Source organism: Antarcticibacterium sp. 1MA-6-2, from assembly GCF_021535135.1.
In the GTDB taxonomy this organism is placed as follows: Bacteria; Bacteroidota; Bacteroidia; order Flavobacteriales; family Flavobacteriaceae; genus Gillisia.
This window is the reverse complement of record NZ_CP091036.1, coordinates 4,087,005-4,099,962: the sequence shown is the minus strand read 5'-3', so window position 1 is coordinate 4,099,962 and position 12,958 is coordinate 4,087,005. Positions and strand designations below refer to the sequence as shown.

General features: G+C 37.7%; 10 protein-coding genes and 1 pseudogene. 6 read left to right on the top strand and 5 right to left on the bottom strand.

Going from position 1 to position 12,958, the window contains the following annotated elements:
• Positions 1–139 precede the first annotated feature (139 nt).
• From LZ575_RS20670 to LZ575_RS20650, 5 genes and pseudogenes are all read left to right on the top strand, one after another.
• A pseudogene (locus LZ575_RS20670) lies at positions 140–2,388 on the top strand (polyribonucleotide nucleotidyltransferase).
• 160 nt (positions 2,389–2,548) lie between these two features.
• Positions 2,549–3,808 (top strand): putative DNA modification/repair radical SAM protein, encoded by a 1,260-nt coding sequence (locus LZ575_RS20665; RefSeq protein WP_235327025.1) that lies wholly within the window; start codon positions 2,549–2,551, stop codon positions 3,806–3,808.
• Positions 3,808–4,593, top strand: a complete 786-nt coding sequence (locus LZ575_RS20660; RefSeq protein WP_235327022.1) for a TIGR03915 family putative DNA repair protein — start codon at positions 3,808–3,810, stop codon at positions 4,591–4,593. The genes LZ575_RS20665 and LZ575_RS20660 overlap by 1 nt, the downstream gene beginning before the upstream one ends.
• A gap of 45 nt (positions 4,594–4,638) precedes the next feature.
• On the top strand, positions 4,639–4,857 hold the full coding sequence (locus tag LZ575_RS20655) for a hypothetical protein (protein WP_235327020.1): 219 nt from the start codon (positions 4,639–4,641) through the stop codon (positions 4,855–4,857).
• An 80-nt stretch (positions 4,858–4,937) separates the two neighbouring features.
• Positions 4,938–5,183: a hypothetical protein gene (locus LZ575_RS20650; RefSeq protein WP_235327018.1), complete on the top strand. Its 246-nt coding sequence runs from the start codon at positions 4,938–4,940 to the stop codon at positions 5,181–5,183.
• A 108-nt stretch (positions 5,184–5,291) separates the two neighbouring features.
• On the opposite strand, the gene LZ575_RS20645 is transcribed toward LZ575_RS20650, so the two are convergent.
• The 4 genes from LZ575_RS20645 to LZ575_RS20630 all read right to left on the bottom strand — a co-directional run bounded on the left by LZ575_RS20645 (position 5,292) and on the right by LZ575_RS20630 (position 10,906).
• Positions 5,292–6,740: a zinc-dependent metalloprotease gene (locus LZ575_RS20645; protein WP_235327016.1), complete on the bottom strand. Its 1,449-nt coding sequence runs from the start codon at positions 6,738–6,740 to the stop codon at positions 5,292–5,294.
• Positions 6,721–7,755: a DUF5117 domain-containing protein gene (locus LZ575_RS20640; RefSeq protein ID WP_235327014.1), complete on the bottom strand. Its 1,035-nt coding sequence runs from the start codon at positions 7,753–7,755 to the stop codon at positions 6,721–6,723. The genes LZ575_RS20645 and LZ575_RS20640 overlap by 20 nt, the downstream gene beginning before the upstream one ends.
• Before the next feature lie 113 nt (positions 7,756–7,868).
• Positions 7,869–8,255: a PleD family two-component system response regulator gene (locus tag LZ575_RS20635; protein ID WP_235327012.1), complete on the bottom strand. Its 387-nt coding sequence runs from the start codon at positions 8,253–8,255 to the stop codon at positions 7,869–7,871.
• Between the two features lie 2 nt (positions 8,256–8,257).
• Positions 8,258–10,906, bottom strand: a complete 2,649-nt coding sequence (locus LZ575_RS20630) for a PAS domain-containing sensor histidine kinase (protein ID WP_235327010.1) — start codon at positions 10,904–10,906, stop codon at positions 8,258–8,260.
• Positions 10,907–11,155: 249 nt separating this feature from the next.
• Between LZ575_RS20630 and LZ575_RS20625 the strand changes: the two genes are divergently transcribed.
• A complete protein-coding gene (locus LZ575_RS20625) occupies positions 11,156–11,764 on the top strand; it encodes a M15 family metallopeptidase (RefSeq protein WP_235327008.1) in 609 nt (202 codons plus the stop codon).
• Here the strand turns inward: LZ575_RS20625 and LZ575_RS20620 are convergent.
• Complete coding sequence (locus tag LZ575_RS20620; RefSeq protein ID WP_235327006.1) at positions 11,740–12,936, bottom strand: hypothetical protein; 1,197 nt, start codon at positions 12,934–12,936, stop codon at positions 11,740–11,742. The two genes, LZ575_RS20625 and LZ575_RS20620, sit on opposite strands and share 25 nt — an antisense overlap.
• Positions 12,937–12,958 lie beyond the last annotated feature (22 nt).

Sequence of the window (12,958 nt, the reverse complement as noted above, 5' to 3'; positions counted from 1 at the left end):
AAATGGACAGAAAGTAGTTTTTCATTGGTCTGCTACACAACAACTACACACAACAACACAGCAATTCCCGATGAAAATTCAAAGGGAGACCATTGTTTAACGTAATATGTAGAGTTACATATTAAATTCAAAAAAATTTATGATTCCAAAAACATTTAAAGAGGTTATCGAGTTAGGAGATGGAAGAACTATTTCACTCGAGACCGGAAAATTAGCAAAACAGGCCCATGGATCGGTGGAGCTTAGAATGGGAAATGCTGTAATGCTTTGTACCGTTGTATCCTCTCACACTCCAACTACAATGGATTTTTTCCCGCTTACATTAGATTATCGTGAGAAATTCGCTGCAGCAGGAAGATATCCTGGTGGTTTCTTTAAAAGAGAAGCCAGGCCAAGTAATGAGGAGATCCTGGTAATGCGTCTGGTAGACCGTGTTCTGAGACCATTATTTCCATCAGATTACAAATTTGAGACACAGGTAATGATCCAGTTAATGTCTCATGATGAGGAAGTGATGCCAGATGCTCTTGCAGGTCTTGCTGCTTCTACCGCTATTCAGCTTTCTGACATTCCTTTTGAAACTCCTGTTTCTGAAGCTCGTGTAGCCAGAATTAACGGAGAATTCGTTATCAACCCAAGTCGTTCAGCATTAGAAGAAGCTGATATTGATATGATCATTGGAGCTTCTGCAGATTCTGTGATGATGGTAGAAGGTGAAATGAAAGAATGTAGCGAAGAGGAAATGGCTGAGGCTATAAAATTTGCTCACGAAGCTATTAAAATTCAGATTGATGCTCAGGTTCGCCTTGCAGAAGCTTTTGGCAAAAAAGAGCCAAGAGAATATGAAGTTGCGAGAGAAGACGAGAGTGTTCAGCAAAAAGTCAGAGAAGCTGCTTATCAAAAAATATACGATACCGCTAAAGATTCTAAGGCAAAAAAAGATCGAAGTGCAGCTTTTTCTGAAATAAAAGAAGAAATTAAGGCACAATTTTCTGAAGAAGAACTGGAAGAAAATGGAGCTATGATTTCTAAATATTTTAAAGAAACTCAAAAAGCAGCTATTAGAGACCTAACTTTAAAAGAAGGTACTCGTTTAGACGGTAGAAGGACAGACGAAATTCGTCCTATTTGGAGCGAAGTCGCCTATTTACCTGCTACTCATGGTTCAGCTCTTTTTACAAGAGGTGAAACTCAGGCATTGGCAACCGTGACTCTTGGAACATCCAGGGAAGCAAACCAGGTGGATCTTCCAACTTTCCAGGGAGAAGAAACATTTTATTTACATTATAACTTCCCTCCTTTCTCAACAGGTGAAGCTTACCCCTTAAGAGGGACTTCAAGACGGGAAATTGGACATGGAAATCTTGCACAACGCGCACTTAAAAATATGATTCCTGCAGATTGTCCTTATACTGTAAGAGTTGTTTCTGAAGTATTGGAATCCAACGGTTCATCTTCTATGGCTACTGTTTGTGCTTAAGTACTATGGCCCTTATGGATGCTGGTATTAAATTGAAAAAACCTGTATCAGGAATTGCAATGGGATTAATCTCTCAGGGTGAAGATTTCGCGGTTCTTTCGGATATTCTTGGAGATGAAGATGCTTTGGGAGATATGGACTTTAAAGTTACAGGTACCAGAGATGGAATTACTGCCTGCCAAATGGATATTAAAGTAAAAGGACTTTCCTACGAAATTCTTGTGAAAGCTTTGAAACAAGCAAGAGAAGGCAGACTTCATATTCTTGATAAAATAGAAGAAGCCATTTCTCAGCCTAATGAAAGCGTAAAAGCTCACGCTCCTAAAATTGTAACAGTAACCATTCCTCAGGAATATATTGGTGCACTTATTGGACCAGGTGGAAAAGTAATTCAGGAATTACAGAAAACAACTAAAACTGAAATTGTCATTAACGAAGTTAATGAGCAGGGTGTTGTAGAAATCCTTGGAACCAGCCAGGAAGGAATTGATAAGGTTCTTGCTAAAATAGACTCTATCACTTTCAAACCTGAAAAAGGTAGCGTTTACGAAGTTAAAGTTATAAAAGTTCTTGATTTTGGTGCAGTAGTAGAATATTTAGATGCTCCCGGAAATGAAGTTTTATTACACATTTCTGAACTTGCGTGGGAACGAACTGATAATGTTACAGATATTGTAAACATTGGTGATGTTATAGACGTGAAATATTTTGGAGTAGATCCAAAAACGCGAAAAGAAAAAGTTTCACGGAAAGCCTTACTTGAAAAACCTGAAGGTTACCAGGCAAGACCGCCTCGTGAAGGTAATGACCGCAACGATCGTAATGACAGAGGTCGTGATAACCGTGGTGGCTCAAGAGACAACCGTGGCCGCGACGACAGAAGATCTAGAGATAATAGGAACGATTAATTTCACTATACCTAATAACAGAGTCCTGAAGAAATTCAGGACTTTTTTATTTTGTGAAAGTGCGGGATCTTCTGGAAATTTAACTTCTTATAAATTTACTTTAAGTAATTATTCCATATTTTTGGAAAAAATCCATTTTCTCCAAATAGAAAGGAATATTATGTCATTTGAAAGAATTAAAGAGAAGCTGAACATCCTGGCAGATGCCGCCAAATATGATATCTCCTGTTCCAGTAGTGGAAGCAAAAGATCCAATAAGAATAAAGGACTGGGGAACAGCGACGGTATGGGAATTTGCCATAGTTATACGGAGGATGGCCGCTGTGTATCTCTCCTTAAGATCCTTCTTACTAACCACTGCATTTTTGACTGCGCATACTGTGTTACGAGGAAAAGCAATGATATTCCCCGGGCAGCTTTTAAAGTACAGGAAGTGGTAGACCTGACAATGAACTTCTACCGCCGCAATTATATTGAAGGACTCTTCCTTAGCTCAGGAATATTTAAAAGCCCTGACCACACTATGGAACGTCTTGTGCAGGTAGCAAAAAAGTTGAGACAGGAAGAAAACTTTCATGGCTATATTCACTTAAAATCTATTCCCGGAGCAAGTGACGAGCTAATGCTGAAGGCTGGATTATATGCAGACAGGCTATCAGTCAATATCGAGATTCCTACCGTGTCAGGACTTAAATTGTTGGCACCGGATAAAAAGCACGAAGACTTTACTAAGCCTATGCTTGCTGTTCAAACAGGAATAGAAAAATATAACAATGAGCGCAAGATCATCAGAAGCACTCCAAAATATGCTCCCGCAGGTCAAAGCACGCAAATGATCGTTGGTGCCACAGGAGAAAGTGATCGGGATGTGATGTTTTCTGCAGCTTATTATTACAAAAAATATCAGATGAAGCGGGTGTATTATTCGGGTTACATTCCGGTGGCAAATGACAACAGGTTGCCTGCATTGGGCACTCCTGTACCTATCCTACGAGAGAGCAGGCTTTATCAAACAGATTGGCTTCTGCGTTTTTATGGATTTGATGTACGTGAATTATTTAATGAAGATCACCAAAATCTGGATTTAGATATTGATCCAAAACTTAGCTGGGCATTGCGAAACAGGGAGATGTTTCCATTGGATATAAATAAAGCTGAAAAGGCTCTCCTGCTGCGTATTCCCGGAATGGGTTTAAAGAGTGTTTCTAAAATTATTGAAGCCCGCAGGTTTCGAAAACTCAACTGGGAACACCTTAAGAAAATAGGCGTGGCATTAAATAGGGCTAAATACTTTATTACCTGTGATTCCCGGGATTGGGTGAAGCAGGATTTAAGCGGAATTCAAATAAAAGGCCTGGTATTGCAAAATTCTGAAAGTAAGTTCCGGAAAGAATATTCTTCTCAATTAAGTCTTTTCTGATGCAGCGGCAGAGCATAAACTTTATTTACGACGGAAGTTTTGAAGGTCTCCTCACCTGCATCTTTGTTGCTTACGAACAAAAACTTCAGATTACTCGTATTTATACTGAAGAAAATGCACAACCCGATTTTTTTGCTGAAATCCACGAGGTGATAACAGATACTGGAAAAGCTGAAAGAGTTCACAAAGGATTAGAGTCTAAAATAGATTCTAAAGGATTTCAGCAATTATTTTACACCTTCCTTAGTGAACTTCCGGGAGTGGAAATGCTAATCTTTGAAGTTGCTAAACTTGCTTTTGCACAAGATACCTTCAGCATAAAAGATTATGGAAATCCATTAGTTTTGAAAGTCGCACAAACAGCCAAAATGGTGGACAGAGAGAAGCACCGGATGGAGGCTTTTGTGAGATTTAAGCTGACCAAGGATCAAATCTATTTTTCTCTTATATCTCCTGATTTTAATGTTTTACCGCTCATTTTGAGTCACTTTGAATCTCGATATGCCGATCAAAAATGGGTAATTTATGATTCAGGAAGAAATTTTGGAATATTTTATGATTTGGAAAAAGCTGTTTATATCAATTTAAAGGATTATGATAATCACAATAATAGGAGCCAAAATAAAGGAATATTTGATGATTCTGAAAAAGAATTTGAGAATTTATGGCAGAACTACTTTAATAGCGTGAACATCCAGTCCCGTAAAAATTCCCGATTACACGTTCAACACGTTCCAAAGAGGTACTGGAAGTATTTAAGTGAGAAGAGACCTTTGCATAAATAAAAAATAGTTTAAATTTGTCTATTCAACTAATCAAACATTTTAGAAATGAAAAAATTATCTTTATTATTATTAGCTTCTGTTTTCACATTGTCTATCTACTCTTGTAGAGAAACTACTGAAGAAAGAACAGAAGACTCATTAGAAGAAGTAGGAGAAGATATCGAAACTACTACTGAAGAGGCTGCTTATGAGACTGAAGAAGCTGCTGAAAACGTAGAATCTGAAATTGAAGCAGAAGTAGAAGGAACTGACGACTTACAATAGTCGACATTACATTTTATTAAAAAAGCCATCATGATTATAGTTGTGATGGCTTTTTAGGTTGAATCTTAAAAGTGGTAATTATGAAAAAGTCATTCTTAATGTTATTGTTGGCCATTTTCTCGTGCACCCTGTTCTCCTGTAGAGAAACCACCCAGCAAAAAACACAGGACGCAGTAGAAGCTATAGGTGAAGACATTGAAGATAACACCAAAAAAGCAGGAAAGAAAATTGAGGAAGGAGCTAAAAAAGTAAAAGAAGAAGTACAGGAGGAAATTGACAATGCGGATGATGTCAATGGAGAAGAAGTCAATGAAGAAATCCAATAGTACCTTAACACTTAAAAGTACCTAAGTAGAATCCTTTTCTATTTTTTATTATTTTAAATAAAAAGCTCCGCAGAGATTTGCGGAGCTTTTCTATTATACCTTTATTATCTAAGCATCCGTCTTAAGGCTGGCATCAATTCTTGCCACTAGATCATTCCAGTGGTATCGGGTCAAAGAATCATTTGTGTTGGATCTCCTTTGATTAATATCTCTTCTCAATCTCTCCATTTCGCCTCTCATTAAAGCTATAATGTCACTTTTTAAAATACCCTCACTATCCTCTTCTTTCAACTTTTGAACATAGTTGGTCGCTGCATCAACATACGATCTCTGTATATTTCTACGATAAGCATCCACTTTTTTGGAGCTGTACAGTTCGGCGAAAATACCTTTTCTAAGGTCGTTCATAAGTTCAACAACAGTATAAGCCTCTCCTCCATTTACCTGTTCATTGGTTACCATTCGTTTCAACCTGTCTTTATCTAAAAGGTTATCCAAAGAACGTGTTTGCAAACTTTGAATTCGCTCTATAGCCCCTGCAGATTCAATTCTATTCAATAAGTCCTGATTCAATAACCAGTCTGGAGTAGTGAAGGCATCTTTATTCAGAAAACTCACTGCCTTCTTTTGAATATCTTGTGGAACAGGAGTGTAAATAACACCTTGCTGATCGGAAGTTTTACGGGTTTCATAAACTCCTCCCACGTTAGCTATGACGTGAGAAATATATCCTCTCCACATACCGGTCAATTCCCCGTACACTTCTGCAAGTTCATCATAGCCATATCCATCCTTTGCAGTCCATTCCACGAGATTTGGAACCACTTTTTTAAGATTGGCTAAACCATATTCCCCTGCTTTTACCTGGTCAGCTCCCAGACTTTCTCTTTGAGACTGAGGATCTACACCATCATAACCTCCCCCAAACTCGTAGACTCGATCCCCGGCTTTATCCAGAATCCATTTGTCCAGAACCTTTTTTTCTTCCTGAGGAGAATTTGCTTCCGGAAGAAACCTGTAACCCCAGTTTATGGCGTATAAATCATAAGGCCCCATCATTCTTATGTATCGAACTCCTTTATCTTCAGGTTGAGCTATATAGTTAACCCTTGCGTAATCCATAATTGATGGAGTAAGACCATATTTTTGTGTAAATGTAGCAGACCTTAAAGAATCTGTTGGATAAGCGGCACTTGCTTTCATGTTATGCGGTAGACCAAGCGCGTGACCAACTTCATGAGCGATTACCATTCTCATCATTTCTCCTATTTCCTTCTCTGGCGTGTTAAGGCTTCTTGCTGCGGGGTTTTGAGCACCTGCTTCAATCATAAACCTATTTCTATAGGAACGAAGGTGGTTGTGATACCATATGATGTCACTCTCAATGATCTCTCCTGTACGGGGATCTGTCACTGAAGGCCCTACAGCATTCCTTGTAGTACTGGCAACATATCTTACAACACTATATCTTACGTCTTCAGGACTAAACTCCGGATCTTCTTCTTTTGTAGGTGGATCTTTAGCTATTATGGCATTTTTAAAACTGAGCAGCTTCAAATGCTACGTTCCAGTCTTCTATCCCCTGCTTAAAATAAGGTCGCCATTTCTCAGGTGTGCCCGGGTCAAGGTAATATACGATAGGCTTAACAGGCTCAACAAGTTCTCCTCTTTTATAAGCCTCCACGTCCTTAGGTACCAACCTCCATCTTCGAATAATCTCATAATCATCGGACTTCAGTTCCTCAGAATCATAATTGTACTTTTGTGTTGTAAACCACCCTACGCGATAATCAGCCAGCCTCGGCTGCATCATATCGTCCGGAAGTAAGATCATAGACTGGTTCATAAGAAGAGAAATAGTGCCCGCCTGACTTCTTTCCGGCGGTTCTTCAGCTTCATATGTCATTACATGTTTAATCTCTACATTCTTCGGATAAGCCTGAGCAGATTCGATATAGGACCTGTTTTGGTCCAGCTTCTTCACTTTATATCTCTTCTTAAGAGACGAAGAAACTCCATTTATAGCTTCAATATCTGTTTCAAACAAGCTGTTTACCTCAACAACAACTGCAGACTTGTCCTCACTATAAGCCGAAATTTTTGCGCTGTAAAGGATTGGAAAGAAATTGTTTGCTGCAACCGACTGATAGATAGGGGAATTTTCGTCGCTTTGGTTCTCAAAGCTTATAACTTTTACATCTATAAAATTTCCTCTTTGCGTCCAGCGAATTACCTGCTCGTTCACTTTGGAGCCAGCATTAACATAACCTCCTCCAAATCCCGAGGGGACCCTGGCAATCCTGCTTACCAGGAGCATATCCTTGTCTAATAGAGTAAGAGGGATTTCAAAATACAATTTGTCTCCCATCCGGTGGGTGGTGAAAAGGCCTTCATCACTTTTTGCCGCTCCGGCAATAACTTCATGATATGCTTTGAGATCACCTGTAGATTTTTTAAAACTTGTGGAGGAATTAGAAGAGTTTGCCTGTGGGTTTTCTGCAACTTTACCCTGACTTTGACAGCCAAAACAAAGTGCGGCAATAACACCTATTGCCGATATTTTCCTGATCATAAAAAATTTTATTTAAATGCTCAAGATACTAAAAACCCCCATATTTAGTAGAAGAAAAATACAAAGTTGCCCTTCCCAACTGGCAAAGGAAATTTTAAAACTGAAATAATATTTTACGAAACAGAATTTTTTCTTTTTTCTACAATTTCTCTTATCTTAGAAATAAGTTCATCCATTTCAAAAGGCTTGGCAATAAAATCATCTGCCCCGGCCTTTTTACATTTATCTCCGGCATTGTGAAGAGCAGACATCATTAAGATAGGAATATTTTCTGTCTCTTTATTATTTCTTAACCTGGAACAGACATCTGTACCGTTTACTCCGGAAATGAGCATATCTAACATGACCACCTCAATTTGCTTTTCTGCAATTATGCTTTCAGCACTATCGGGAAGTTCTGTCACTGTTACCTCAAATCCATAAAACTCTAATAAGGTTTTCAGCATTTCTCCAATTCCCGAGTCGTCATCTACGACCAGTATTTTAGTTTTTTCACTCATATTTAACTCTCTTGATCTTTAGCGGCCACCGAGAGATTGAAACCAAACTCTGATCCTTTGCCCAATTTACTTTTTACCGTAATAGAGCCCTCATGGCGGTGAATTATTTCTTTAGCAAGGTACAAACCAATTCCAAAGCCTGAATAAGTCTCCTCACTTTTTGTTCCTACACGATAAAAACGTTTAAAAATTCTTTTATGGTCCTTCTCTTCAATTCCTATACCACGATCTTTCACACAAACATTCACAAATCCTTTTTCAATCTCCCGTATATAAATTTCTACTTTGCGGTTCTCGGGTGAATATTTTATAGCATTGGTCACGAAGTTTATTAGAACCTGCCCTATCCTATCTTTATCGGCATGTATATTACAATTAAAATCATGAAAAACTTCTATTTCATGTTGGGTATTGGTATAAGTAATATCCTGAACGGTTTGATCTACCAGTTTATTTAAATTAAAGGTTTCCTTCCTTAGCTCCAGTTTATTTTCTTCCAATCTGCTTAGGTCCAACATTTCTGAAATCAACCGGGTAAGCCGAACGATTTGATGATCAATTCTTTCAAGAGAAGGCTTTAAAGGAAGCGAAGAAATATCGGTTGTTTTACTGTTGTTAAGGAGACTTAGCAATAGCTGGACATATCCTTTAATGGAGGTGACAGGAGTTTTCAATTCATGACTTACCATTTTAAGAAAATCTTCCTTTCTTTTCTCCTCCTCCTTTATTTTTTGAATTTCTGTCGTAGTAGCGATCCATCGGTTAATTATCCCATCTTCATTACGCATGGCCTCTCCCCTACTTAAATGCCATTTATATTTGCCTTCTGCGTTCCTACACCTAAATTCCATTTCAAACCTATTACCTGTTGCTAAAGAGGCATTCCATCGTCTTACAAATTCTTCCTTCTCCTCAGGGTGAATAAGATCCATAACTCCGTGAATTTTGAGCTCCTCAAAGCTTAATCCGCTATACTGTATCCAATTTTGATTAAAATAAATTGGTTCCCCATTAACATCACTCTTTGCAACTTTCTCCGGCATAAGGTCGGCCATTTGCCTAAACCTGGATTCACTTTCCTTCAAAAGATTTTTAGATTCCACCATTTCCGACACATCAAGAGCCATATTTAAAATTCCATAAATTTGCCCTTTCTCATTGCGCAAAGGTTTATAGGTAAAGCTGAAATAACCTGATTTAAGTTCATTCTCGATATTTAACTCCACCCTGTCCTCTTTCCCCCAATATGTTTCACCTGTGGTGAATACCTTGTCAAGAAGACCGTAAAAAGGCTGACCTTCAAGTTCAGGCAAGGCTTCACGCAAGGTTTTCCCCACAACAGATCTGTCCTTACCCCATAATTGGATCATGGCATCATTGGCCAGCTCAATCTTCATCTCTCTTCCCGTATAAAGAGCCGTAGCAACAGTAGCTTCTTCAACAATAGAGCGAATTCTATGCTCCTTTTCCCTTAGCAATTGCTCCTTTATTTTATCCTCGTGAACATCTACAACCGTACCTATCATGCCCTTATAAGTACCATCTGATGTATAATTAGGCACACCCCGTGCTATCATCCACCTGTAATTTCCCGCTTTGGTTAAAAGTCGATAAGTTGTACGATAGCTTTGACGATTTCTATTAGCTTCTATAAATGAAGTTTCGGCCCGTTCTTTGTCATTAGGATGAATGGCATCTAACCAACCATAATTTTTTACCTGTTGCTCACTCTGGCCAGTATAGTCCATCCAGTTTTTATTCAGGAAAGGACTATACCCATCCTTGTTTGTTAACCAAAGAATTACAGGTGCAGTGTTAATAAACGTGCGTAATTGTTTTTCACTTTCTTCGACTTTTTTCCTTGCCAACACCTGTTCGGTTACATCTATAGCATGCACAAAAATGCCATCTACTTCCCCTCCAGAACTTCTTGTGGGATGATACACAAAGTCCAGGTAGGAAAGTCTTGGCTCTTCCTCTCCCACGTCCAGTTTAATAGGGATTTCATTTCCCACAAATGGATTTCCTGTAGAATAAACTTTGTCAAGAATTTCGAAAAAGCTCTGGTTTTCAACTTCAGGCAGAACCTGACGCACTTCCTTACCAAGAATGTTGGTTTTTCCAACCAAGTTAATATAGCGTTCATTGGCCAGTTCAAAAATATGCTTCGGACCCCGTAGGGTACAAATTGCAGCTGGTGCGTGAGATAAAATATCATTCAATCCTTTTGTAAAAGTTCTTTTTGAACCTGTTAAAGGACCTGTAGATGAATTTTTAAAATTTATTAAAAGCAGAATTTCCCCGGCTTCGAGATCCAAACGACCTATAGAAATATCAAATTGTTTTTTGACTGATAAGTTATTGAGAATTATTGTTGAACTATCTGATTGTTTTTTCCCTGTAATTATAGTGTGCAACAATTGTTCGAAGCCCATTTCATACGTAAAAACATCCCGCAGAAATTGTTTTTCTATGACTTTAGGCGAAAGATGAGAATGGATATAAAAATCTTTATTTCCGGAAATTATTCTTAGCTCCCTATCCAAAACAAGTAAAGAACCCTGGGCAACTTTTAATATTGCCTCCGCATTTGCTTTAAGAACAGGTTTAAAAACAATTGAAGAATCAGGTTCTAAAGAAGTTTTTTCCATGATGATAATTTCCGAATAAGATTCGTCAATATTAACTTCAAAAATACATTAATTTTATAGCTTCTGTTGGGGCTTAACAGCAAAATTGAGCATTTTTTAAAAAATTACTCCAGGAATATTACTTTCAAATTAAAAATTATTAAGGTTGAAAGTTTTTCTTATTTTTCAGGAACAGAATTATCTATGAAACCCAGTTATTTTATTTTCATCTTCTTAATGAATATTCTGTGCTTTGGCCAATTAAAAATTTTGCCGAAGGGTTTTGTGTATGTGGATGAAGTAATTCCCGATATTATTGTTGACCTTAGGTACACAGGTACAAACAACTTTTTAGGGTCTCCGGTTACAGGATATAAGGGTTCCCGGGCAATTCTTACTGAACCTGCAGCCAAAGCTTTAGGAAAAGTTCAGGAGGATTTAAAGAACAGCGGATATTGTATTAAAATCTTTGATGCATACCGACCTCAAAGAGCGGTCGATCATTTTATTAAGTGGTCTCGAGACAAGGCTGATACTCTAATGAAAAGAGATTTTTACCCAAAACTTCCAAAGGATCAGTTGTTTCGCCTGGGATATATAGCTACGAAATCAGGACATTCGAGAGGCAGTACCGTGGATCTAAGCCTGGTAGAAGCAGAATCAGGAGAACCTGTTGATATGGGTGGGAGTTACGATTTTTTTGGCGAAATATCTCATCACTCCTCCACACAAGTATCAGAGAAACAAAAAGAGAACAGGGAACTTCTACGAAAAACAATGCGTAAATATGGATTTTTCTCCTATTCCCAGGAATGGTGGCATTACACCTTTCGCCCAGAAATGTTTCCCAATACCTATTTTGACTTTGTGGTTGAATGATCCGGATTTTTATTGCCGTCAACCAACCTGTAAATTTTCTTTTTTTGATTTTTCAGTTTGGAAAGAGCGATTTTGTAATAGTTAATCTCATTTTTTTCCTTGAGCAGCTTATAAAGATCACTACTAATTTGATTATCATTCCTGGTAGAAATTATATACCAAATAAAATTATCTTTATTCTTTCGGTAAACATCTAAATGAAACACATTTTCATAACGCTCCAGTTTGCCTAAAAGATCGAGGGTGAGAGCTGTTCTTAAACATTTTTTACACTTAGAACAATTTATTCCCTCTTCTTGCTTTCTACGAGGACTCGTACAAATATCAAGATGATCATAAGTCCCTTCAAAATCTGCAATAAAGCTTGTTCTTTCTAATCTAGTAAGATTTGCAACTGCAGAAAAAAAGGTTGTAGATTCTGTAGAAAGCATATTTAAAATAAGAGAATCATAATCCTGAGTATCATAGTCGTGAAGCTTGAAAAAATCAAACCTATTTTTAGAAGCTGAATAATAATTTCTAAACAGTTTTTGCAGAAGTAGAGCACAGGACGCATTACGCAAAGTGTTAGTTTTCTGAAACTTCATCATTAAAATTTCACTAAGGTTGGAATCAATTGGTATAATTTCCTTTCCTTCCCGGGCAGCAAATTTTTCAGATTTTTTCAATCTTTGTTTAAAAACTTTTTGAGTGAAATTTCCTCCAGATCCATGAGATCCAGCATTAAAAAAGGTGAAATATTTAATTTTATATGAACCTGTTTCGTTCCTGTGATCATAATAAGCTGAAAATGAATCAACACCGCAGGAAAGACCTGTGGCTGCAACATTACCCACATTTAAATTGTTTTCGTTTAATTCTAAGGCATTAACTTTTATTTCCTTCAAGTCAGGATTTGCAAGGCATAACGCAGGAATTAGGTAATGATTAATTGAATACAGCAGTTTTGACGAAACCGGGCCTTTTAAAGTTATATCTTCTCCCTTCTTTAAAGCTAAAAAAAGTAATCCTACAAGAAAAGCATCCAAATTTTCCGTAACCAAATACTTCTCATATTTTCCGGGAACCGTGTACCAAAGTTTTTGCTCTTTATTCTCTAAAGTAAACTTTACTGATAATTCAGCAAGATCATTTTGCAAAAGCTGAAGATGCGGTTTTTCAATTATTATCATACTTTCAGGGTTTGACTTCTCT